Source organism: Nocardia sp. NPDC051570 (genome assembly GCF_044454005.1).
Classification (GTDB): domain Bacteria; phylum Actinomycetota; class Actinomycetes; order Mycobacteriales; family Mycobacteriaceae; genus Nocardia.
The window spans coordinates 12520-33975 of the sequence record NZ_JBITDI010000012.1 but is presented as its reverse complement, the minus strand read 5'-3'; the positions used below and the strand labels follow the sequence as shown (position 1 = coordinate 33975).

Below are 21456 nucleotides of genomic sequence, written 5' to 3'. Positions count from 1 at the left end.
GCCGTCACTCGTCCTGATCACCCAGATCCACGACGACCGGGGCGTGGTCGCTCGCACCCTTGCCTTTGCGTTCTTCGCGGTCGACGCTGGCATCGGTCACGCGGGCGGCCAATGCTGGTGAGGCAAGGATGAAGTCGATCCGCATGCCTTCTTTTCTCGGAAATCTGAGCTGCGTGTAGTCCCAATAGGTGTAGACGCCCGGCCCGGGTGCGAACGGGCGCAGCACATCCGAGTATCCGGTGGACACGATGGCTTCGAAGGCATCGCGTTCCGGCTGGGACACATGCGTCTTATCCGCGAAGAACTCCGTCGACCATACGTCGTCGTCGGTCGGGGCGATATTCCAGTCGCCGCACAGCGCGATCGGTGCCTGTGGCCGCTCCGCGAGCCAGCGGGTGCCCGAATCCTTCAGCGCCGCAAGCCATTCCAGCTTGTAGGTGTAGTGCGGATCGTGCAATGCGCGGCCGTTGGGGACGTAGAGGCTCCACACCCGCACCCCGCCGCAGGTCGCGCCGATGGCTCGCGCCTCCACGATCGGCGCGGCCAGCAGTGAGGTCTCGGCGTCCTTGTCGAAGCCGGGCTGATTCGGAAAGGCGATCTCGACCTCGTCGAGGCCGATGCGGGAGGCGATCGCCACGCCGTTCCACTGGCTCAGCCCGATATGCGCGACCTCGTAGCCCGCCTCCTCGAACCGCTCCATGGGGAACTGATCGTCGCGGCATTTGGTCTCCTGCATGGCGAGCACGTCGATATCGGAGCGGTCGAGCCAGCCGAGCACCCGATCCAGCCGCGATCGAATCGAATTCACGTTCCAGGTAGCCAAACGCACAGGAGTAAGCCCTCTTTCGTTGCCCGGTGCTATGCCGGGGCGGCGTAGCGGTAGCGGTGATGCTCCACGAAGCCCATCTCGCCATACAGTGCCAGGGCCGCGGCATTGTCCGCCTCGACCTGCGCATAGGCGTGGGTCGCATCGTGCCGGTGACCCCAGCGGATCAGTTCGGCGCAGATCAGGGTGCCCAGCCCGTGGCGGCGGTGGGGGGCCGCGACGGCGATGCAGCTCAGCCCGATCCAGCGCCGCCCGCCCGGCGCGGTGGTGAGCGCGCCGCGGCCGATGGCCAGCGGATCGGGCAAACCCAGTGTGGCGAAGCCCAATTCGCCCTCGCGCACGGCCCGCAGCACCGCGGTATCCGGATTCGGCGGCGGCACGGCGACCGTATCCTCGCCGCGGAAGCGATGGAGTTCCACCCAGTTCTCGTTCGGCGCGGGCTCCACGCGAACCATCGAAGGGCCCTGGGGGAGAACGAAGTTCTCGATATCGATGCCGAGCACCACGGTCTCGCTCCAGGCCCGCCAGCCCGGCGGCACCGGTCCCAGCCGGTCGGGCAGCCGCAGCCGCGGGGGCAGGTCGCGCTGGGCGTACCACTCGCCGATGCGGTGCAGGGTGTCCACGTGCAGGCGGGCCGGTTCACCCGATTCGCCCACGGGCACGGCGGAATTGGCGCGGTTGGTGTAGCCGTTTCCGGCCGCCAGCAGCCAGCCGTCCAGCCACGCGCGCTCCAGGCCGGGCCAGCCGTCGCATGCCGCGGCCTCCAGGGCGCGGATCTCGCCGGTGCGAATCGGCCTGGGGCCCAACGCCTTCACCGCGGCGACATCCGCCGCGGCCACCGCGACGGTCCGGCCGTCGGCCGTGCGCACCGTCAACGGATCATGGGAGATCAGTTCCCCGATCACATCGGTGAACTCGTGCGACTGCCCGGCGGGCAGGCGGTAGCGCACCACCACGCGACGGCCGAGGGGAATCTCGGTGGCCACTCAGTCCTCGTCGTCGTGTCCGAACGGGTCCGGACCCTCGCCCGGCACCCAGCTCAGATCCGGCTTGCCCCAGCCGTTTCGCTTGATCGCCTTCTTCGCCGCGCGCGCGTTGCGGCCGATCAGCACGTCGACGTACAGGAAGCCGTCGAGGTGGCCCACCTCGTGCTGCAGCATGCGGGCGAAGAACTCCGTGCCCTCGATCTCGATCGCCTTGCCGTGCTCATCGGTGCCGGTGACGCGGGCCCAGTCGGCGCGGCCGGTGGGGAACTGCTCGCCGGGCACCGACAGGCAGCCCTCCTCGTCATCGTCCGGATCGGGCATGGTTTCGGGGATCTCGGAGGTCTCGAGGATCGGGTTGACCACCGCGCCGCGGCGACGCCTGACCGAGCCGTCGGCCTCGGTGTCCGGGCAGTCGTAGACGAACAGCCGCAGTGGCACACCGACCTGATTGGCCGCCAGACCCACCCCGCGCGCCGCGTCGAGCGTGTCGAACATATCGCTGATCAGCTCGGCGAGCTCCTCCGGCGACTGGGTGACCTGTTCGGTCGGATTGTGCAGGACCGGATCACCGACGATGCGGATCGGGAGAATCGCCATGGTCACACACTGTACTGGGGCCCGATTCACCCCCGACGCGGAGCTGGCGCCGCCACCGCCGACACGCCGTAGTACGCATCTGGGAACGCGGGCATCCGTGGTTGAATGAGCGGCGACGTATAAGCACCTCAGTGTTGAACAAGACGTCTGGCGAGGGAGCGATATGGACAGCGCAGCGGCCCGGAATCTATCCGCAAGCGGGGACAGCTCTACCGCGGGCGAGGACACCGGGATCGCGGTACCTGCAGACGATCAGGCCGCCGGCGGACTCACCCGGCGCGAGCTCGATGTTCTCGACTTCGAGCGCAAGTGGTGGAAGTACGCGGGCGCCAAGGAAGAAGCCATTCGCGAACTGTTCGGTATGTCCGCCACCCGCTACTACCAGGTGCTCAATGCCATCGTCGACAAGCCCGAGGCCCTGGCCGCCGACCCGATGCTGGTGAAGCGCCTGCGGCGCCTGCGCGCCAGCAGACAGAAGGCGCGGGCGGCCCGCCGCCTCGGCTTCCACGTGTGACTAGGCTCGACCAGGTGAGCAATCCGAATCCGCCCTCCGGTGGACCTCCGCTACGAGCGCTCGCGATGGTATTGATCGCGCTGGCCATCGTGTTCGCCGGTCTCGGCGCGATGTCATTGTCGAAGTCCGGCTCGGAGAGTTCGGGTTCCACCCCGCAGGGCCAGGCGTCCCCGAGCGCCGCGCCGAAGCCGAGCGTCTCCGCCGCGGCCCCGATCACCAGTTCGCCCGCGGCGGCCACCACCACCCCGGACGCCCCGACGACCACTCCATCCCCGACCACGACCACCGCCGCGGCGCCGACAACCGCTGCGGCCGTGGACAAGTCGATCCCGGTGCGGGTGCTCAACAACGGCACGATCGCCGGCCTGGCCGCGCGGACCGGTAACGAGTTGTCCGCCGCCGGTTGGAATGTCACCGAGACGGCCAACTATCCCAACGGCGCGATTCCGAAAACGACCGTCTACTACGGGAATTCGCCACAAGAGCAGGCCGCGGCCCGTGCGGTCGCCGCCGAACTAGGGGTGTCCGCGGAGCCCCGATTCGCCGGAATAGCCGACGCACCTCCCGGAATCATCGTCATCGTCACAGGTAACTGAGCCCCACCGCCGATCTGCATAACGGCTCTGGCATCATCTTGTCCGGTAACGAATCTGTCCACCGTGCATTACTCGTAAACTCGGTACTCGTAAAGGAGTTCCCCGATGGCCACGTCCACAATTCGTCGCCCCTCTTGGCGGACTGTGACTCCGGTGCTGGCGCTCGCGGTCTTCGGGCTCGCGGGCTGTACCAACAGCCAGGAGTCGAGTGATGTCAAGGGAACCAACCCGCCGGTGTGGACGGGTTCGGCGGCTCCCGGTGTCGCCGCCACCGGTGAGCACGGCACCCCCTCGACGGCTGCGACCCCGGGTGATTCGGTGTCGGTTCAGCTCAAGGATCCCTCCGGCGCTCAGGTCGGCACCGCGACGATCGTGAAGTCGGGCAACCACCTCGAGCTGACCGTCGACGTGCGCGGCCTCAAGCCGGGCTTCCACGGCCTGCACTTCCATTCGATCGGCAAGTGCGAGGCCAATTCGGTCGCCCCGGCCGGCGGCCCGGCCGGTGACTTCCTTTCCGCCGGTGGACATCTGCAGGTCGGCGATCAGACCTCGCATCCGGCCAGCGGCGACCTGACCTCGCTCGAAGTGCGCCAGGACGGCACGGCCCACCTGGTCACCACCACAGACTCCGTCACCCTGGACGACATCAAGGGCAAGGCCCTGATGGTGCACGCGGGTGCGGATGACTTCGGCAACATTCCGAATCGATACACGCAGGCCAACGGCACCGCCGGGCCGGACGCCGAGACCATGGCGACCGGTGACGCGGGTGGCCGGATCGCCTGTGGTGTGGTCGGGTAAGGCGTAGGTATGCCATGGGCGAGCGAGGCATTCGTAAGGTCACTTGGAACAGCTCGCCCCGCCCGACACTGGGTGTGGAATGGGAGATAGCGCTCGTCGACAAGCAGACGCGCAATCTCTCCAATACCGCCGCCGCGGTCTTCGACGCCGTCGGTGATCTGCGGGCGCACGACGGCACCCGGCAGGTCACCAAGGAGCTGCTGCGCAATACCGTCGAGATCGTCAGTGGTGTGCACCACACCGCGGGCGAGGTGGTCGACGAGATGCGCGGAGCGATGGACGCGGTGCGGTGCGCGGCCGACCGGGTCGGGGTGGATCTGTTCTGCGCCGGCACCCATCCCTTCGCGCAGTGGTCGACCCAATTGCTCACGCGCACAGCGCATTACGATGAGCTGATCGATCGCACCCAGTGGTGGGGGCGGCAGATGCTGATCTGGGGCGTGCATGTGCACGTGGGGATCTCCCACCCGGAGAAGGTCTTTCCGATCCTCAACACGCTGCTGCTGTCGTATCCGCACCTGCTGGCGCTGTCGGCGTCCTCGCCGATGTGGGCCGGAACCGACACCGGCTACGCCAGCAATCGCGCGCTGATGTTCCAGCAGCTGCCGACCGCCGGGCTGCCGTTCCAGTTCGAGAACTGGTCGCAGTTCGAGGCTTTCGTGCACGACCAGATGAAGACCGGGGTCTTCGAACAGCTCGGCGGCATGCACTGGGATATCCGTCCCGCGCCCAAGTGGGGCACCATCGAGGTCCGGGTGTGCGACGGAATCCCTTCCTGGACAGAGCTTTCCGCAATGGTATCGCTCATCCACTGCCTGATCGTGGATCTGGACCGCCGGGTCGAGGCGGGCGAGACCCTGCCCACCATCCCGCCCTGGCATGTGCAGGAGAACAAGTGGCGCGCGGCCCGCTACGGTCTGGACGCGATCATCATCACCGACGCCGACAGCAATGAGCGCCTGGTCACCGACGATCTCGACGATCTGCTGAACCGGCTCGAGCCCACCGCCAAACTGCTCGGCTGCGAGAACGAACTCTCGCTGGTCGCCGATATCCCCAAGCGCGGCGCGTCCTATCAACGCCAGCGCCGCGTGGCCGCGGCCTCGCAGGGTGATCTGGTCGCCGTGGTCGACGCGCTCGTCAAGGAACTCGAGACCTGATCCCACCGGGGGTTCTCGAGTTTTCGTTGCCGCGCGGTAGCCACTAGTTCAGCTGCTCAGGCGGGTGGCGTTCATCACGTGTTTACTATGGTCGACGTGCTTCTCGATGATCCGCGCTCAGGTTTGGACGGTGATGACCGTCGGTGGTCGCGGATCTCGTCGCGGCGGGTCGCGCTGGGCGCGGCCGTGGCCGCGGTGCCGGTGCTGTTGATCGTTCTGCAGATCGTGGCCGCGCACAACGGGTTCGAGGGGCCGCTGCACAGCCTGTGGAACGATTTCGCAGGGACGCCGAAGTCGGTCTCGGTGCCGTGGGCCGGATTGGCCCTGGCATTGGTGGGCGTCTCGTGGCGGCGGCGGTTCGTCACGCTGGGGGCCGCGCTCGCCATCGATGCCGTTTTCGCGGTGGTGCGGGTGCTGCACGGCGGACCGATGACGATCGGCAACGGCGCGGTGATCGCGCTGACCGGGCTGGCGCTGGTGGCCTGGCTGGGCTGGGAGGGTGCCGATAAGCGCAATGCCCTGCACGCGGCCGCGCTGGGCGCGCTGCTGATCCTCGCGACCAAGGTCGGTGACGTCTGGCTGCATATCACCGTGATGGCCGGGCCGAATGTGCTCGACCGGTATGTGCTGCTGGCCGATCATGCCCTCGGCGAGCCGTCGTGGGTGATGGGCCAGGTCGTCGAGGCGCTCGGGCCGGTCGGATATGGCGTGCTGCACTGGGTCTACATCGAACTGCCGGTGGCGGCGATGGTCGTGGCGGCCTGGCAGCTGCGGCGCGTCGTGTCGTCGGGGGTGTGGCCGAGCCATTATCTGGTCCGGACCTTCCTGGTGCTCGGCCTCGTGGGTCCCGTGGTGTACGTCCTGTTTCCGGTGGTCGGGCCGATGTTCGCCTTCGCCGCCGACGGGCACGGCCTGCAGATCGGCAACTACTGGCCCCATACCGTGCCACCGCTCGACGCCGCCCCGGCGACGCTGCCCTTCGACACCGTGACCCCGCGCAACTGCATGCCGTCCATGCATACCGCCTGGGCCACAACCGTTTTCCTGCATTCCCGCCGCGCGCCCGACGGCTCGCCCGCCCCCCGCTGGCTGCGCTGGGCAGGCGCCTTCTGGCTGCTGGCCACCCTGACCGCCACGCTGGGCTTCGGCTACCACTACGGCGCGGACCTGCTGGCGGGTGCGGTGCTGTGCCTCACGATCGAATCGGTCCTCCGCGCCCCCGAACGCGGCTGGGACCGCGCCCGCATCCAACTGATCGCCGCGGGGGCGACCCTGCTCGCGACGCTGCTGCTGTCCTATCGCTTCCTGGCGGTGTGGATGTCGCAGCATCCCTTCCCCGCGGGCGTCATCCTGCTGGGCCTGTTCGGTGCTTATGTGTACGCCTTCTACGCAACCTGGTTCGCGCGGAATCGGACTGCGGAATTCACACCGTCGGCTCCTGTGCACGTGAGCTGACGGAGCCGGGTCCGGTATCCGGCGTGATGCCGGTCAATCCACGTCGTCGCCCAATTCGTTGATCAGCAGCAGGCCGTCGCGGTGGCGCTGTTCGCGGTAGGCGGTGCGGCCGATGAGGTGGGCGATGGCGGGGGCGGTGAGCAGGGTGAACAGGCCCACCAATGGCAGCAGCCAGACGTTGGGGTGGCCGCGTAGCTGGATGGCGGCGCCGATGAGGATCAGGACGAGCCCGACCACCTGGGGCTTGGTCGCGGCGTGCATGCGCGAGAGGGTGTCGGGGAAGCGCACGATCGCGATGGCGGCGGTCAGGGCCAGCGCCGCGCCGAAGACGATCGAGATATAGGAGATCCATTGCAGGACGGTGTTCATCGGTCGTCCCGGACGCGGAAGCGGGATACGGCCGCCGAGCCGAGGAAGCCGACCAGGGCCAGCGCGACGACGCCGGGCAGCACCATGGTGTCGTCGCTGTAGGCGGCCCAGACCGTCAGCCCGGCCGCGGCGATGGCGACCAGCGAGTCGATGCCGACCACCCGGTCCAGCGTATCGGGCCCGGCCAGTACGCGATAGCCGGTCAGCACGGCCGCGATGGTCAGCAGCACCGCGGCGACGATTGCGACAACCGTCATCATCCCTCCTCGGAAACTGTTGTGGGGCCGGAGGTTTCGTGCCACTCGCCGGGCCGCTCGAACGATCGGATCAGCAGCTGCTCGAGCCGTCGCGTGGTGCGGTAGAACTTGTCGACCGCGGCCTCGCTGCCCACGTCGAGCACATGCACCCAGACGGTATGGGACTGCCGATCCAGCTCGAGCACCATCGTGCCCGGGATCAGATTCAGCAGATCCGCGCACAGCACCAGCACCAGATCCGAGCGGATCTCCAACCGCACCCGCAGCACGCCCGATACCGGCGCTCCGGCCGGGCGCACCGCGAACCAGGCGATCTGCAGACTGGACTCGAGCGCGTAATACCCACTGACAGCGGTCAATTCGAGTAGCGACAGCGGATGCACCCGGCCGTGGATCGGCACCCGCGGCAGTGGCAGCGCCAGCATGACCAGCGCGCCGATCGCCAGACCCGCCAGGACGTTCGCGACGGTCACCTCGCCCCACAGCGCGGTGTACACGATCGCCAGCCACAGCAGCACCCCGATGCGGACCAGCCCCTCGCGAGTCATCGCGTCCCTCCCGACTGCCACGAATCCCGCGGTCCCAGCACGGTTTCCAGATACGTCGAGCGGTTCTGCAGATCCGCCGCCGCCCGCGCGGCGATGCCGAGGATCGGCCCGGCGAAGACGGTCATCGCCAGGCCGACCGCGATCAGGGCGACGGTCGGGGCCAGCATCAGCCGGGGCATCCGCCCCACATCGGCCCGATCGTCGAACAGCACATCGGTGGACTCGTCGATCAGCGCCGACGGCGCCGCGTCCGACAGATCGCCCTCGGGCGCCTGCGCGCGCGGCCGCCAGAACGCCTTACTCCACACCCGCGCCATGGCGTACAGCGTGAGCAGGCTGGTCAGCACCGAACCCGCCACCAGAATCCAGGCCAGCACGCTGCCGTCGGCCACCCCGGCCTCCAGCAGCGTCACCTTGCCGATGAATCCCGAGAGCGGCGGAATCCCACCGAGATTCAGCGCCGGAATGCCGAACAGCAGCGCCAGCGCCGGACTGGCCGCCAGCAGCCCGCCGAGCCTGCTCAGCGACGCCGATCCCGCCTGCCGCTCGATCAGGCCGACCACCAGGAACAGCGTGGTCTGCACCAGAATGTGATGTGCCACATAGAAAACCGTGCCCTCGAGCCCGGCCGCGGTATTCAGGCCCACCCCGAACATCAGATAGCCGATATGGCTGATCAGGGTGAACGACAGCAACCGCTTGATATCGCTCTGCGCGATCGCGCCCAGGATGCCGATCAGCATGGTCAACAGCCCGCAGATCATCAGGATCCGATCGAACCGCCCGGACGGGAACAGCAGTGTATGCATCCGAATGATCGCGTACACACCGACCTTGGTGAGCAGGCCCGCGAAGACGGCCGTGACGGGTGCGGGCGCGGTCGGATACGAATCGGGCAACCAGTTCGACAGCGGGAACACCGCCGCCTTGATCCCGAACGCCACCAGCAGCACCGCGTAGATGCCGCTGCGGGTGCCGATGGGCACCTCCGCCATGCGCGCGGCCATATGCGCCAGATTCAGGGTGCCGGTCGCCGCATAGGCCAGCGCGATGCCGGTGAGGAAGATCAGCGACGACACCATCGAGACCATCACATAGGACACCCCGGCCCGCACCCGGTCGGCGCTCGCGCCGAGGGTCAGCAGCACGAACGACGCCGCCAGCAGGACCTCGAATCCGACGAACAGGTTGAACAGATCGCCCGCCAGGAACGCGATCGAAACCCCCGCGCTCAGAATGAGATACGTGGGCTGGAAGATCGAGGTGGGCTGGCGTTCGGCGCCGTCGCTGATACCCTGACCGACCGCGAATACGAGCACCGCCAGCAGCACGATCGACGACACCAGCAGCATCGCCGCGGACAGCCGATCCACCACCAGCGTGATCCCGATCGGGGTCTCCCAGCCGCCGACCTGCACCGCGGCCATGCCGTACCGGTCGGCCAGATACAGCAGCAGCCCGGCGACGATCACCACCGCGGTGAGCGCGGCCACCGAAATGCCCTGCTGCACACGCGGTCTGCGCCCGGCGATGAGGGTCGCCGCCGCGGTGAGCAGCGGAATCAGCACCGGCAGCGGGGTCAGGGTGGGCAGTAGGGTCATTTCTCGGGATCCTCGCCCTCGCGTCGCGAGGCGACCTTCACGTCCTCCGGATCGTTCTCGACCCGTTCGCTCAGGGTCAGCATGTAGGCCCGATAGGCCAGGGCGAGGACGAAGGCCGCCAGGCCCATGGTGATCACGATCGAGGTCAGCACCATCGCCTGGGCGAGCGGGTCGGCGGTCTCGTGGTGCACCCGATCGGCCTCCCCGAGGATCGGCGGCCGCCCGTCGCGCCCGCCGAGGGTGATGATCAGCAGATTGATCGCGTTGCCGAACAGCATCAGCCCCAGCAGCATCTTCGATACGGCGCGTTCCAGCACCAGATAGACCCCGCAGGCCACCAGGACGGCGATGAGGATCAGCAGCGTGATGTTCGCACTCATCGTGTCTCCCCTACCTTCTCGCGGGGCGACGGGAGGCCCTCGATGTCGAGCCGGGCGCCGAGGCTGCGCAGGACGTCGAGCACCAGGCCGACCACGATCAGGTAGACGCCGAGGTCGAAAAGCATCGCGGTGACCAGCTTCACATGTCCGAGCACCGGCAGCGTCACCTCGACGATCGCCGAGGACAGCGGCGGCGCGCCCAGCAGCAGCGATCCGGTGGCCGTCCCGGCCGACAGCATGAGCCCGGCGCCGAGCACATGTCCGGCATCGACCGGAAGCGCCTCGGCCAGCTCATAACGTCCGCCTGCGAGATACCGCAGTACCAGCGCCAATCCGGCGGTCAGGCCGCCGGCGAAGCCGCCGCCGGGTGCGTTGTGCCCGGAGAAGAAGAAGTAGATCGACAGCACCATGATGGTCGGGAACAGCAGTCGCGTGGTCATCGCCAGCACCATCGATCGATCCCGCGGCGCGACCAGTTGTGCGGCCGGAAGCCAATAGGCGCGATCGGGATCGGGGATGTAGCCGGGTGCGTCGGCGACCCGCTGCAGCGTGCCGAACCGGCGACTGCGGAAGACCAGCGACGCCACTCCGGTCGCGGCGACCACCAGCACCGAGATCTCGCCCAGGGTGTCCCAGGCGCGGATGTCGACCAGCAGGACGTTCACCGCGTTCTTGCCGCCGCCGAGTTCATAAGCGGCCCGGGGGATTCGGTGCCAGATCGGTTCGGTGCCGCGCGCGGCGACCGCGCAGGCGGCCAGCACCGCGACCGTCGCGCCGACCAGGCTCGCCAGCAGCGCGCGCCGGAACTTGAACGCCGCGGTGCGATTCGGTTCGATCTCGGCCGGGAACTTGCGCAGCACCAGCACGAAGATCACCAGGGTGAGCGTCTCCACCAGGAACTGGGTCAGCGCCAGATCGGGCGCGCCGTGCAGGGCGAAGATCACGCCGCAGCCGTATCCGGTGACCCCGACCAGGAGCACCCCGGCCAGGCGGTTGCGCATCACGGTGGCGCCCACCGCCATCGCGATCATGATCGCTCCGATGATCGCCTGCAGCGGCGAATCCCACAGGCGCAGGCGCACTTCCGCGCGGGCGCCGGTCACCAGCATCGCGATGGGCAGCACGATCAGCGTGATCAGGATGAGCGCCTGATTCAGCGGCAGCGATCCGCGCTGGGTCGCGGCGGTCATGCGCAGCGACAGCTGATCCATCGCGCGCAGCGTGGCGTCGTAGACGCGATCGGCGTTGCCCAGGCGCGGATTCGCGGATTCGCCGATGCGGTCGCGGATTTCGAACAGCACGATGCCGCAGGCGATCACCACCATGGTCAGCGTCAGCGGCAGTCCCCAGCCGTGCCACAGCGCCAGATGGGACAGGTCGTGTCCCGGAACGGTTTCCGCATAGGGATGCAGCAGGCGATCCAGGAGCGGCGCGCCGAGTCCGGCGATCAAGCTCGCGATCGCCAGCAGCGCCGGTGGCGCCACGAACAGCGGATCGGGCCGATGCCAGGGCGCCTCGGGTTCGGGCGCGCCCACCCGCACGTGCTTGGAACCGAATGCGCCCCACAGGAATCGGATGCTGTATCCGACGGTCAGCATGGATCCGACGACCACGCCCGCGGCGAGGACCAGCCGCGCCGGAGCGGCCAGATTGTCGCTGTCCAGCACCGCGCCCAGGGCGCTCTCCTTGCCGACGAATCCGATCAGGGGTGGGATCCCGGCCATACTCGCCGCCGCCACGGTCGCGATCGCGCACAGGACGGGCGCGCGCCGGCCGATTCCGGACAGCCGCCGCAGATCCCGGGTGCCCGCGCAGTGGTCGACGATCCCGACGACCATGAACAGGCAGGCCTTGAACAGCGCGTGCGCGACCATCAGCGCCACCCCGGCCAGCGCCGCGTCCGGCGTCCCGAGACCGAGCAGAACCATGAGAAAGCCCAGCTGACTGACGGTTCCGAAGGCCAGCACCAGCTTCAGGTCGTACACCTGCAGTGCGCGCAGACCGGCTAGCAGCATCGACAGCAGGCCGAGGGTGAGCACGATCGGATGCCAGGGCGCGGCGACCGCGAAGGCCGGGGACAGTCGCGCCACCAGATACACACCGGCCTTCACCATCGCCGCCGCGTGCAGATACGCGCTGACCGGAGTGGGCGCGGCCATGGCGCCCGGCAGCCAGAAATGCAGCGGCACGATCGCCGATTTACTCAACGCGCCCACCAGGATCAGCACGATCGCGATGCCGATCGACCAGTCGTGCGGATCGGCCCGCGTCAGAACCTCCGACAGCAGATAGCTGCCGCCGCGCCGGCCGAGCACGATGATGCCGACCAGCATCGCCAGCCCGCCCGCACCGGTGACCAGCAGCGCCTGCAGGGCCGCGCGGCGACCAGTGATCTGTTCGGCGTGATGGCCGACCAGCAGGAAGGACAGGACGGTCGTGGCCTCCCAGAAGGTGAACATCAGGATCATGTTGTCGCTGACCACGAGTCCGAACATGGCCCCGGCGAAGCCGACCAGATATCCGGCGAAGATGCCGAGGCGCTGCCGATCGTCATCGTCGAAGTAGCGGGCGCAGTAGGCCAGGATCAGGGCGCCGATGCCGAGTACGAGCGCCGACAGGATCGAGGCCAGGGAATCGAAGCGCAGGTCCACGTCCATATGGATGCCGGGCGCCCAGGCGCTGCGCACCTGGCGGCCGCTGTTCCAGTTGGCGATCACCCAGCCGAGGCCGGCCAGCGGCGCCAGGGCCAGCACGAAGAACGCCCGCCTGCCCAGCGACCGCACACATGGCGGCGCGAGCAGTGCGGCGGCGGCATGCGCGAGCAGGATTGCGAGCAAACGTCACTCCGTCGGTCGGCGGCGGGGTGGTGCGGTGTCGATCCTACTTGCCGCGCGCGTCATTCGATCACGGCGAGCCTATGGCCTAGGCCATGTTCGGCGGCATCGGCTATATGTGCGCAATCACCGCTCGGTGGTGGTGCGGCGCCGGCGGAACGCGGGTGCGCGCCAGCGGCGCAGTGCGATCAGTCCGAGCACGCAGCCGATCGTGATCACGAGCGCGGTCCAATACGGCGTGGCCGAATTCGGCGTCGGCGCCGGGGAGAAATGCCAGTGCCCGTCCTCGACGGTGATCGAGCCCCGCCCGCTCTGCCGCGCCTGATCTCGTAGCGAGGAGACCACCGACGGCACGAAGACGATCGCCATGCCCAGCACCCGGGTCGGGTTGTAGCGCGGTGCGGCGCTGCTGAAGCAGTATCCGGCGAGTGCGGCCAGCGCCAGACTGAAGACCGTCGACCGTAGGGTCGAATCGGCGCTCGACGAGGTCACAGCGCCGAGCAGGGCCAGCGCGCCGAGCGCGAACAACGCGGCGAACGGGGCCGGGCGCCGAAAGCCCAACAGGATTCCGGCCCCGATGACCACGACCAGGGGCACCGCGGTCCAGATCGGTACGCGGGACGGGATGATGGACGCGCCCACCGCGGACAGCGCCATGGCCAACAGGACGAGGGTTCCGTCGCGGCGCGGCAACAGCATCGCGGAGATCAGCCCGGCCGCCACGGTCATCGCCACGGCCATACCCACCTCGACGACGTTGTCGGCATGGCGCGCCAGCCATTCGGAGCCGAACAGGGTCACCCCGACATACAGCGTGCCGGCGAGGATCGGCGCCATCGGCAGTTCGACCGAGCGGCGCTCGATCCCGGTGCGACGACGGTTGACGAAGGTTCCCACGGCGATCGCGATCAGGGTCACGATGAGCAGCCACAGCGGCGGTGAGGACGCCACATTCGGGAGGTAGATCGTTGTGCCCGAATCGGTCGTCCTGGTCCCGCCGCGCGGTGCGTGGATCGCCACGCCCAGCACGATGCTGCTCAGCGCCCCGAGCGTCCAACCGAATACCTGGGCCCGCCCGTGCATGACCGCGGCCGCCAGGCCGCCCAGCAGGATTCCGGCCGCGATGGCGTCCACGAAGTTCAGGGTGGACAGCGAGGCCGCCGGGCCCGAATTCCGCCCCGCGATGTGGTTGACGCACATGATCGCGACGCCGCACAGCGCCGAACCCCAGGCCGCCAGCGCATGATTGACCGTGGTGGCGAATACGGCCACGATCAGGGCGATGATCGCGCCCGCGGCAATGGAACGCGGCAGGCTGAGGGTCAGCAGATCCAGTTGCAGCGCGGAGATCTCCGAGGCCCAGGCGAAGTTGATCGGCAGCATGAGTGACATCCCCGCAACCAATGTGCCGAGGAATGCCGTGCCTGTCTCGAATGCTCCGCGACCGCTTCGCACCAGGCCAAACTACCTGTGAAAACGATCATGTCCACCCTCGGCGTGCCGGTTACTGGAGATTCGCCCGATTCTCGGCATAGCGGCGCAGCGATTCCACCTGATCGGCATCCAGTGACGGTCGCACCGCGGCGCGGGCCGCGGCCACGTCCCGGCCGGTGATATCGGCGGTGTCGACGTCGCGGCGCATGGCGGCCAGCGCGGCCTCGCGCAGCAGGGCCGCGCAGTCGGCGGCGGAATAGCCGTCGAGGTCGGTGGCCAGGGCCGTCAGGTCCACATCGCCGGCCAGCGGGACCGAGCGCGCGGCCGTGCGCAGGATCGCGGTGCGCGCGGCCGCGTCCGGCGGCGGGACGAAGACCAGTCGTTCCAGGCGGCCGGGCCGGGTCAGCGCGGGATCGATGAGCTCGGGCCGGTTGGTGGCGCCGACCACGACCACCTCGCGCAGCGGCTCGACCCCGTCCAGTTCGGTGAGCAGCGCGGCCACCACCCGGTCGCCGACGCCGGAATCACTGCTCTGCCCGCGCCGTGGGGCCAGGGCGTCGATCTCGTCGAGGAAGATCAGCGACGGTGCGGAATCGCGTGCGCGCTGGAACAATTCGCGCACGGCGCGTTCGGAGGAGCCGACCCACTTGTCCATCAGCTCCGCACCCTTCACCGCGTGCACGCTGAGCTGTCCACTGCCCGCCAGCGCGCGCACCAGGAAGGTCTTACCGCAGCCGGGCGGGCCGTAGAGCAGCACGCCGCGCGGCGGATCGATACCCAGGCGGGCGAAGGAATCCGGATGTCGCAGCGGCCACAGCACCGTCTCGGTGAGGGCCTGTTTGGTCTCGACCATATCGCCGACGTCGTCCAGGCTCAGGCTGCCGATCGCCAATTCCTCGGTGCCCGAACGAGACAGCGGGCGGATGACCGACAGCGCCCCGACCAGGTCGTCCTGGGTGAGCACCGGATCGGTATGTTCGCGGCTGGCCCGCGAGGCCGCCCGCAGGGCCGCCTCCCGGCACAGTGCCGCCAGATCGGAGACCACGAAACCCGGTGTGCGGGCGGCGATCTCGTCCAGGGTCAGCGCCTCGGTGGGCACCTTGCGCAGCAGCTGCTCGAGCAGGCTCTTGCGCACGGCCGCGGTCGGCAGGGTGAGCGCCACCTCGCGATCGCAGAGATCCGGTGCGCGCATACGGCTATCGATCCCGGCCGGGCGAGAGGTGGTGGCCAGGAAGGCGACTCCGGGCGTCGCGACGGCCGCGCGCAGCTGATCGAGGATGAGCGTCGCGACCGGTTCCGGTGTCGCGGGCAGTAGTGCGTCGATATCGGTGATCAGCAGCACTCCGCCGGGGCCGGAACAGATTTCGCCGACCGCGAGGCCGACCTCGCGCAGCCGGGTGCCGCTCTCGGTGGCCCCGACGGTCGGCCCGTCGAGTTCGACGATGCGGCGTGGGATGGCGACCGCCCGCGCCAGTGTGGCCTTACCCGCCCCGGCCGGGCCCGTGATCAGCACGCCGAGATGCGGTGGGGCGCCGAGGGTTTTGAGCAGTTCGGGTTCGTCGAGGGCCAGGCTGAGCCATTCCGACAGCTTGGCCGCCTGCGGCCGCACACCGGCCAGATCGGCCACCGCCACGGCGGACGGGCGCTCGCGCACCCGCATTCGCGTGCCGGGCAGGCCGGTCTGGGTGTCATGTCCCGCACCGGGATCGTGTGAGGCGTCAACGCTGGGCACCCCCGCTCCCCATACGACCGCGCTGTTGGGCTGCACGCTGACCGGGCCGCGCACGGGATCGGTGGCGGTGACGGTGAGCAGCTCGGAGGTCCAGGCGATGCCGAACGCCCGCGACAGCGCCTGCGAGGCCGCCGCGGTGCTGGTGCCCGGCCCGAGATCGCGTGGCAGCAGCGAGACCGCGTCGCCGACCGTGACCACCTTGCCCAGCAGCGCCTGTCGCAGCGTCCGCTCCGGAATCGTCCGCATCGCCTGCGCCGATCCGGTCACCGACAGCTGCCGCGCCCCGAAGACACTCGCGGGCGCGACCACGACGGTCGCATCCTCCTTGATCCCCGCATTGGACAGCGTCACATCATCGAGCAGCACCACCCCGGCGGGCGTTCCCGTCGGCGCGACCCCCGCGACCGCGGCCGTCCGCCGCGACCCGATCACCGCGATCCCGTCCCACTCCCGCAACCCCAACGCAGCCAAGGCCTCCGGATGCAACCGCACCACCCCCCGCCTGGCATCGGCGGCGGAAGGGTTCAACCTCGCGGTCAACGAAAGCTGGGACACCCCGCCATTGTGCAGGGTTCAGCGTTGGCGGGGTCCGGGGCGGCGCAGACGCAGGCGAGCCGAAGAGACCGAGACGCGCAGGGCGGGGCGGCGGCGGGAGGCGCGGCGCTGGGCGCGGCGCTCGGCTGGCTTGTGGTTCCAGACCTCGGGCCGGGCCGCGACCCAGCGCTGGGAGCGCCAGGCGAACGGGATGTGGATGAGGTACAGCCCGACCAGAACCATCAGCAGGATCAGCGGATAGATGACCAGTGCGGCGGCGGCCAGGGCCACCAGGACCAGCAGCAGGGCCGCGGCCTGTGGGGCCACCGATACCGACTTCATCGCCAGCGTCGGAATCGTGCTCACCGCCAGCAGCGCCGCGAATACGGTCCAGACCGCGACCACCGGGAAGTTGTTCCACCACCCGCTGCCGAACTCCTCGTGCAGCGCGACCGGTAACAGCGCGATCAGCGCCGCCGCGGGTGCGGGGACGCCGACGAAGTACTCACGCTGCCAATCGGGCCGGGTGTCGTCGTCCATCAGCGTGTTGAACCGGGCCAGCCGCAGCACCAGGCTCACCGTGTAGATGAGCGCGATGATCCAGCCGGAGCTGTCCTGCCGCAGGAAGCCGATGTAGAGCACGAGCGCCGGCGCGACGCCGAAGGAGATGGCGTCGGACAGCGAATCGAGTTCCGCGCCGATCTTGGTGGTAGCGGACAGCATTCGCGCCAGCCGCCCGTCGAGGGTGTCGAGTACGGCGGCCGCGCCGATCATGGCCAGTGCCACGTCGAGCGAGTTGTCGAGGGTGAACTTGACCGCCGAGAGTCCGGCACACAGCGCGAGGATCGTCACCACGCTGGGCAGCAGCCGGACCGTTCGCCGTCGATTCCCCTTACCGACCACGGTTTCTCCGATCATGACAGCTCGGCCAGCACCGTCTCCCCGCCGATGGTGCGTTGTCCGGGCTCGACCAGCAGCCGGGTACCGGCGGGGAAGTAGGTGTCGACCCGGGAGCCGAAGCGGATCAGCCCGTAGGTATCGCCGATGGTCAGCGCGTCGCCGACCGTGGCGTCGCAGACGATGCGCCGCGCCAGCAGCCCGGCGATCTGCACGACGGTGACCGTCTGGCCGGCCGCGGTATCGAGCACCATCGAGTTGCGCTCGTTGACCGCACTGGCCTCGGGCAGATCGGCGGAGCGGAATTGCCCACGCCGATAGGCGATCTCGCGCACGGTCCCCGAGATCGGTGTGCGCTGCACGTGTACGTCCAGCACGGACAGGAAGATGCTGACCCGGGGCAGTTCCTCGGCGCCCAGATTCAATTCGGCCGGGGGAGCGGCCTTGTCGACGAGCGCGATCTGCCCGTCGGCCGGGGCCACCACGACACCGGATCTGTTCGGCGGCACCCGATTCGGATGCCGGAAGAACGTCGCCGTCGCCGCCGCGGCCGTGAGGCCCGCGCGCCGCACCCAGGTCCGCTTGCGCCCCACCAGCGCTACCGCCAGCGGCGCCGCGACGAACGGCAGACCGGCGGGATGCAGCGGCGGAATCGCGTCGCGGACCAGGTCGGCGACATGACCGAGCCCGGTACGTTCGGGCGTGCCGGGCGGCGTGGGACGGCGGGCCACAGGCTCCTCTTTCGTGCGCGGATAGCTGACGCGGTGTCGAGACCGCGCTCACACCTTACGGGACGTACCGCGCCGCGGGGTGTGACGAACGGCCCGTCACACCCCGCGGCCGGCCTAGCGGACTCGTTTGCGGCCGGTGACCAGACCCACCAGGAACAGCAGGATCACCGCGCCGGCGAGACAGGTGAGGAAGCTGAAGATGAACCCGCCGCCATGGACGTCGACGCCGAGCACCTTCAGCAGGAAACCGCCCAGCAAACCGCCGATGACGCCGACGACGATGTTGAGGAAGATGCCCTGTTGGGCATCGGTTCCCATGATCTTGCTGGCAATCCATCCGGCCAGACCGCCGATGATGATCCAGCCGATAATCCCGAGACCGAGCATTGTGTCCTCGAATCACTCGTTGGAGCAGTGGTTGTCACCGGTCGCCCGAGGTTCGGGCAACCGGCGTGCGAACTGGCAATACCCGAAACGATTGTGACAATACCCATCTCCGCGAAACCGTTCCGAGCTAATATGAGGGGGCCTCATGTCTACGGACTCGTAGGGAGACTCGTAGGGAGTCGGTGAGGGCCCGATGAAGGTACGTATGGGGACCTAGGAGAAGCACGATGGCTGCTCGACTCGCCCAGGTCACAGGGGCAGAGCACACCGCGATGCTCGGGCTCGGCGTATACCGCCCGGCCCGGGTCGTCACGAACGACGAGGTTGCCGGTCCGATCAATTCCAGCGACGAGTGGATTCGCACCCGCTCGGGCATCCGGACCCGCCGATTCGCCTCGGATTCCGAAACCATCATCGCCATGAGTGCGGCGGCCGCGCGGGATGCGCTGGATTCGGCCGGTGTCACTCCCGATCAGATCGGTTGTGTCATCGTGGCCACCTCGACGTGGCTGCTGCTCACGCCGGCGGCCGCGCCCCAGATCGCCACCGAGCTGGGCATGAAAAGCCCTGCGGCATTCGATATCTCGGCCGGTTGCGCGGGCTTCTGCCACGCCGTCGGGTTGGCATCGGATCTGGTCAAGGGCGGCACGGCGAGTCACGTCCTGGTGATCGGTGTGGAGCGCCTCACCGACACCTTCAATCCCGAGGACCGAAGTACCGCATTCCTGTTCGCCGACGGCGCGGGCGCGGTCGTGATCGGCCCCTCCGACGAGCCCGGGATCGGGCCGACCGTCTGGGGTTCGGAGGGCGATCAGCATCACGCCATCCGTCAGAACAAGGACTGGATGCAGTTCTTCGTCGAGATCGAGGAGAAGGGCCTCGACGCGGTCCGGCCGTATCTGGCGATGGAGGGCACGGCCGTATTCCGCTGGGCCGCACACTCGTTGAAGAAGGTATGCCTCGATGCGATCGATCGCGCCGGGCTCACCCCCGCCGAGATCGACGCCTTCGTCCCGCATCAGGCCAACGGCCGCATCATCGACATCATGGCCCGCGAGCTGAAACTCGCCGAGGACTGCGCCCTGGCCACCGATATCGAGGAGGCGGGCAACACCTCGGCGGCTTCCATCCCGCTGGCCATGGAAGCGCTACTGCGCAAGGGCGATACCAAGCCCGGCGCCGCCGCGCTGCTCGTCGCATTCGGCGCCGGACTGTCCTATGCCGCCCAGGTGGTCACACTGCCCAACTGGGCCCCTAACCCAGGCTCCAGGTCACCGTCACGGTGAACGTCACCGTCTGCATGCCCGGCTCCAGCGGCACATCCGACATCGGAGCCTTGTTGTAGCGCGGGCCGGGCGGCGGTGCGCCGCTGGAGGATTCGCTGACCGTCTTCACGTCGCGCAGCTTCGATCCGGACAGCACGGCGTACTGCTCGGCCCGCGCCTTGGCATCGGCGAAGGCGCGCGCCCGGGCGTCGGCGAGCAGCTTCGAATTGTCGTCGAGCGCGAAAGATACGCCCTGGACCCGAGTTTCGTTACCGCCCGCCTGGACCGCGGCCGCCAGGATCGCCGACGCCTTGGGTAGATCCCGCACCACGATATGCAGCGAGTTCGTCGCGTTGTAGCCCGATACGTGCTGATCCGGCCCGTACTGCGGCTGCACCGACACATCGGTGGTCTGAATGTCCTCGCGCTTGGCTCCGGCCCCGACGACACCATCGATCACCGCCTTCGCCCGGGCATTGGCCGTGTCGACCGCGGTCGACACATCGCCCGCGGTCACCGCGACGCCGAGGTCGGCGTTCAGGGTGTCCGGCGTGCCACGCACCTGGCCGGTGCCGACCACGGTGACCTCACGGCCGGAGCCGGAGTCGGAATCCGAATGACCGCACCCGCTCACCAGGACGGCCGTTCCGGCCAGCGCTGCGGCAATGCCTGTGATTCGTCGCATGCCTCAACCTAGGCGCTGCGCGCGGCCGCCGGGCGGCATGCCACGCCGGAATCAGGACTCCGCGGCCGTCTTGATCCGCGCCAGGGTGGCGTTCATGCCGTCGATCAGGCCCTGTTCGAAGATCTGCTCACCGCCCAGCACGGCGTCGATCATCATGCGCACCGGCTTGCGGACGCCGATGGGCACATCCCGGCGCTCGACCACCCGGGTGCCGCCCGAGGTGGGCTCGAGCGTGTAGCTCCAGACCGTGCCGTTCTCGATCATCCGGAATGTGAACGCCCGATCGGGTTCGAAGCGGACGATCCGCGAGGTGGTCGGGTAGTACTTGCGGCCGTCGCGATTGAGATTGATCGTCCAGGTGCCGGCGCGGGGCCTGCCGAGCGGGATCATGCGGACGGTGCTCGGGCTGAACTCCGGCATCCGCTTCAGATCCGAGAGCACCGCCCACACCCGCTCCGGCGGCGCGGCGATCTCGATGGTGGCTTCCAAGGGGTGCGGCAACACTGCCTCCGGGAGATGTAACGATCAGTACCAGGAATCGTAACGTTCGCCACGCCGCCCAGATGTTGTGATGCAGGTCTCACTTCATCGAAAATCAACTCGATCACATTCCGATGTGATCGCTATCGGTACCGGTAATGCCCGGCGCAAGATCGTTGATAGATCATGCAGATTCGGTGTTGGAGTCCACTGCGAGGTGATCGACCGTGAACATACGCTCACTCGTGCACCGTCGGCATGCGCAATCGGTCCCCCTGCTTCCGATTACGGGGGAGAAGGATCGGGATGAGCGGCTCGAACGCCTGCTCACCCCGGGCGAACTCGAGCTGTTGGCACGGCATCGACTCTGATGGGCTTGCGCGAAAG

General features: G+C 68.5%; 23 protein-coding genes. 7 read left to right on the top strand and 16 right to left on the bottom strand.

What is annotated here, in order from left to right:
- Positions 1-4 precede the first annotated feature (4 nt).
- From ACIA76_RS27965 to ACIA76_RS27955, 3 genes are read right to left on the bottom strand one after another with little or no spacing between them, the layout of a single operon-like run.
- Entirely contained in the window at positions 5-829 is an 825-nt protein-coding gene (locus tag ACIA76_RS27965) for an exodeoxyribonuclease III (protein ID WP_397155754.1), read from the bottom strand.
- Positions 830-858: 29 nt separating this feature from the next.
- Complete coding sequence (locus ACIA76_RS27960) at positions 859-1812, bottom strand: GNAT family N-acetyltransferase (RefSeq protein ID WP_397155752.1); 954 nt, start codon at positions 1810-1812, stop codon at positions 859-861.
- Complete coding sequence (locus ACIA76_RS27955; protein WP_397155750.1) at positions 1813-2409, bottom strand: peptide deformylase; 597 nt, start codon at positions 2407-2409, stop codon at positions 1813-1815.
- 163 nt (positions 2410-2572) lie between these two features.
- On the opposite strand from ACIA76_RS27955, the gene ACIA76_RS27950 reads away from it, so the two are divergent.
- From ACIA76_RS27950 to ACIA76_RS27930, 5 genes are all read left to right on the top strand, one after another.
- Positions 2573-2923, top strand: coding sequence for a DUF3263 domain-containing protein (locus tag ACIA76_RS27950; protein ID WP_397155748.1), 351 nt, complete (start codon positions 2573-2575; stop codon positions 2921-2923).
- A 14-nt stretch (positions 2924-2937) separates the two neighbouring features.
- Positions 2938-3519: a LytR C-terminal domain-containing protein gene (locus ACIA76_RS27945; protein ID WP_397155746.1), complete on the top strand. Its 582-nt coding sequence runs from the start codon at positions 2938-2940 to the stop codon at positions 3517-3519.
- A gap of 105 nt (positions 3520-3624) precedes the next feature.
- A complete protein-coding gene (sodC, locus tag ACIA76_RS27940) occupies positions 3625-4320 on the top strand; it encodes a superoxide dismutase[Cu-Zn] (RefSeq protein WP_397155744.1) in 696 nt (231 codons plus the stop codon).
- A 14-nt stretch (positions 4321-4334) separates the two neighbouring features.
- On the top strand, positions 4335-5480 hold the full coding sequence (locus ACIA76_RS27935) for a glutamate--cysteine ligase (protein ID WP_397155742.1): 1146 nt from the start codon (positions 4335-4337) through the stop codon (positions 5478-5480).
- An 87-nt stretch (positions 5481-5567) separates the two neighbouring features.
- Positions 5568-6935, top strand: coding sequence for a DUF5933 domain-containing protein (locus tag ACIA76_RS27930; RefSeq protein WP_397155740.1), 1368 nt, complete (start codon positions 5568-5570; stop codon positions 6933-6935).
- 33 nt (positions 6936-6968) lie between these two features.
- Here the strand turns inward: ACIA76_RS27930 and mnhG are convergent, their stop codons facing one another.
- From mnhG to ACIA76_RS27875, 11 genes are all read right to left on the bottom strand, one after another.
- Positions 6969-7304, bottom strand: a complete 336-nt coding sequence (gene mnhG / locus ACIA76_RS27925) for a monovalent cation/H(+) antiporter subunit G (RefSeq protein WP_397155738.1) — start codon at positions 7302-7304, stop codon at positions 6969-6971.
- The gene (locus ACIA76_RS27920; RefSeq protein WP_397155736.1) at positions 7301-7561 is read right to left on the bottom strand and encodes a monovalent cation/H+ antiporter complex subunit F; all 261 of its coding nucleotides are present in this window, start codon (positions 7559-7561) and stop codon (positions 7301-7303) included. The genes mnhG and ACIA76_RS27920 overlap by 4 nt, the downstream gene beginning before the upstream one ends.
- On the bottom strand, positions 7561-8109 hold the full coding sequence (locus tag ACIA76_RS27915) for a Na+/H+ antiporter subunit E (RefSeq protein ID WP_397155734.1): 549 nt from the start codon (positions 8107-8109) through the stop codon (positions 7561-7563). Before ACIA76_RS27915 ends, ACIA76_RS27920 begins: the two co-directional genes overlap by 1 nt.
- Complete coding sequence (locus tag ACIA76_RS27910) at positions 8106-9710, bottom strand: Na+/H+ antiporter subunit D (protein ID WP_397155732.1); 1605 nt, start codon at positions 9708-9710, stop codon at positions 8106-8108. The genes ACIA76_RS27915 and ACIA76_RS27910 overlap by 4 nt, the downstream gene beginning before the upstream one ends.
- On the bottom strand, positions 9707-10090 hold the full coding sequence (locus ACIA76_RS27905) for a Na(+)/H(+) antiporter subunit C (RefSeq protein ID WP_397155731.1): 384 nt from the start codon (positions 10088-10090) through the stop codon (positions 9707-9709). The genes ACIA76_RS27910 and ACIA76_RS27905 overlap by 4 nt, the downstream gene beginning before the upstream one ends.
- Positions 10087-12927 carry a Na+/H+ antiporter subunit A gene (locus ACIA76_RS27900; RefSeq protein WP_397155729.1) on the bottom strand — a complete coding sequence of 947 codons (2841 nt, stop codon included), beginning with the start codon at positions 12925-12927 and terminating at the stop codon, positions 10087-10089. The genes ACIA76_RS27905 and ACIA76_RS27900 overlap by 4 nt, the downstream gene beginning before the upstream one ends.
- Positions 12928-13050: 123 nt before the next feature.
- On the bottom strand, positions 13051-14307 hold the full coding sequence (locus ACIA76_RS27895) for a hypothetical protein (protein WP_397155727.1): 1257 nt from the start codon (positions 14305-14307) through the stop codon (positions 13051-13053).
- Positions 14308-14428: 121 nt separating this feature from the next.
- Positions 14429-16645, bottom strand: coding sequence for an AAA family ATPase (locus tag ACIA76_RS27890; protein ID WP_397155725.1), 2217 nt, complete (start codon positions 16643-16645; stop codon positions 14429-14431).
- Positions 16646-16663: 18 nt separating this feature from the next.
- Positions 16664-17542 (bottom strand): CDP-alcohol phosphatidyltransferase family protein, encoded by an 879-nt coding sequence (locus ACIA76_RS27885; RefSeq protein ID WP_397155723.1) that lies wholly within the window; start codon positions 17540-17542, stop codon positions 16664-16666.
- A complete protein-coding gene (locus tag ACIA76_RS27880; protein WP_397155721.1) occupies positions 17539-18252 on the bottom strand; it encodes a phosphatidylserine decarboxylase in 714 nt (237 codons plus the stop codon). The genes ACIA76_RS27885 and ACIA76_RS27880 overlap by 4 nt, the downstream gene beginning before the upstream one ends.
- 114 nt (positions 18253-18366) lie before the next feature.
- Positions 18367-18639, bottom strand: coding sequence for a GlsB/YeaQ/YmgE family stress response membrane protein (locus ACIA76_RS27875; RefSeq protein ID WP_397155719.1), 273 nt, complete (start codon positions 18637-18639; stop codon positions 18367-18369).
- A 227-nt stretch (positions 18640-18866) separates the two neighbouring features.
- Here ACIA76_RS27875 and ACIA76_RS27870 point away from each other — a divergent pair, with 227 nt between their 5' ends.
- A complete protein-coding gene (locus ACIA76_RS27870; RefSeq protein WP_397155717.1) occupies positions 18867-19925 on the top strand; it encodes a beta-ketoacyl-ACP synthase III in 1059 nt (352 codons plus the stop codon).
- On the opposite strand, the gene ACIA76_RS27865 is transcribed toward ACIA76_RS27870, so the two are convergent.
- Positions 19894-20589, bottom strand: a complete 696-nt coding sequence (locus ACIA76_RS27865; protein ID WP_397155715.1) for an SIMPL domain-containing protein — start codon at positions 20587-20589, stop codon at positions 19894-19896. The genes ACIA76_RS27870 and ACIA76_RS27865 overlap by 32 nt on opposite strands.
- A gap of 51 nt (positions 20590-20640) precedes the next feature.
- Positions 20641-21090 (bottom strand): SRPBCC family protein, encoded by a 450-nt coding sequence (locus tag ACIA76_RS27860; RefSeq protein ID WP_397155713.1) that lies wholly within the window; start codon positions 21088-21090, stop codon positions 20641-20643.
- Positions 21091-21296: 206 nt separating this feature from the next.
- Between ACIA76_RS27860 and ACIA76_RS27855 the strand changes: the two genes are divergently transcribed.
- Positions 21297-21440 carry a hypothetical protein gene (locus tag ACIA76_RS27855; RefSeq protein WP_397155711.1) on the top strand — a complete coding sequence of 48 codons (144 nt, stop codon included), beginning with the start codon at positions 21297-21299 and terminating at the stop codon, positions 21438-21440.
- Positions 21441-21456: the final 16 nt, after the last annotated feature.

What these genes read in the sequence shown, in the direction of transcription:
- ACIA76_RS27955 (WP_397155750.1), bottom strand. Translation starts at nt 2,409, where the DNA reads ATGGCGATTCTCCCGATCCGCATCGTCGGTGATCCGGTCCTGCACAAT.
- ACIA76_RS27950 (WP_397155748.1), top strand. Translation starts at nt 2,573, where the DNA reads ATGGACAGCGCAGCGGCCCGGAATCTATCCGCAAGCGGGGACAGCTCT.
- sodC (WP_397155744.1), top strand. Translation starts at nt 3,625, where the DNA reads ATGGCCACGTCCACAATTCGTCGCCCCTCTTGGCGGACTGTGACTCCG.
- ACIA76_RS27935 (WP_397155742.1), top strand. Translation starts at nt 4,335, where the DNA reads ATGGGCGAGCGAGGCATTCGTAAGGTCACTTGGAACAGCTCGCCCCGC.
- ACIA76_RS27930 (WP_397155740.1), top strand. Translation starts at nt 5,568, where the DNA reads ATGGTCGACGTGCTTCTCGATGATCCGCGCTCAGGTTTGGACGGTGAT.
- mnhG (WP_397155738.1), bottom strand. Translation starts at nt 7,304, where the DNA reads ATGAACACCGTCCTGCAATGGATCTCCTATATCTCGATCGTCTTCGGC.
- ACIA76_RS27920 (WP_397155736.1), bottom strand. Translation starts at nt 7,561, where the DNA reads ATGACGGTTGTCGCAATCGTCGCCGCGGTGCTGCTGACCATCGCGGCC.
- ACIA76_RS27915 (WP_397155734.1), bottom strand. Translation starts at nt 8,109, where the DNA reads ATGACTCGCGAGGGGCTGGTCCGCATCGGGGTGCTGCTGTGGCTGGCG.
- ACIA76_RS27910 (WP_397155732.1), bottom strand. Translation starts at nt 9,710, where the DNA reads ATGACCCTACTGCCCACCCTGACCCCGCTGCCGGTGCTGATTCCGCTG.
- ACIA76_RS27905 (WP_397155731.1), bottom strand. Translation starts at nt 10,090, where the DNA reads ATGAGTGCGAACATCACGCTGCTGATCCTCATCGCCGTCCTGGTGGCC.
- ACIA76_RS27895 (WP_397155727.1), bottom strand. Translation starts at nt 14,307, where the DNA reads ATGCTGCCGATCAACTTCGCCTGGGCCTCGGAGATCTCCGCGCTGCAA.
- ACIA76_RS27885 (WP_397155723.1), bottom strand. Translation starts at nt 17,542, where the DNA reads ATGATCGGAGAAACCGTGGTCGGTAAGGGGAATCGACGGCGAACGGTC.
- ACIA76_RS27875 (WP_397155719.1), bottom strand. Translation starts at nt 18,639, where the DNA reads ATGCTCGGTCTCGGGATTATCGGCTGGATCATCATCGGCGGTCTGGCC.
- ACIA76_RS27870 (WP_397155717.1), top strand. Translation starts at nt 18,867, where the DNA reads ATGGCTGCTCGACTCGCCCAGGTCACAGGGGCAGAGCACACCGCGATG.
- ACIA76_RS27865 (WP_397155715.1), bottom strand. Translation starts at nt 20,589, where the DNA reads ATGCGACGAATCACAGGCATTGCCGCAGCGCTGGCCGGAACGGCCGTC.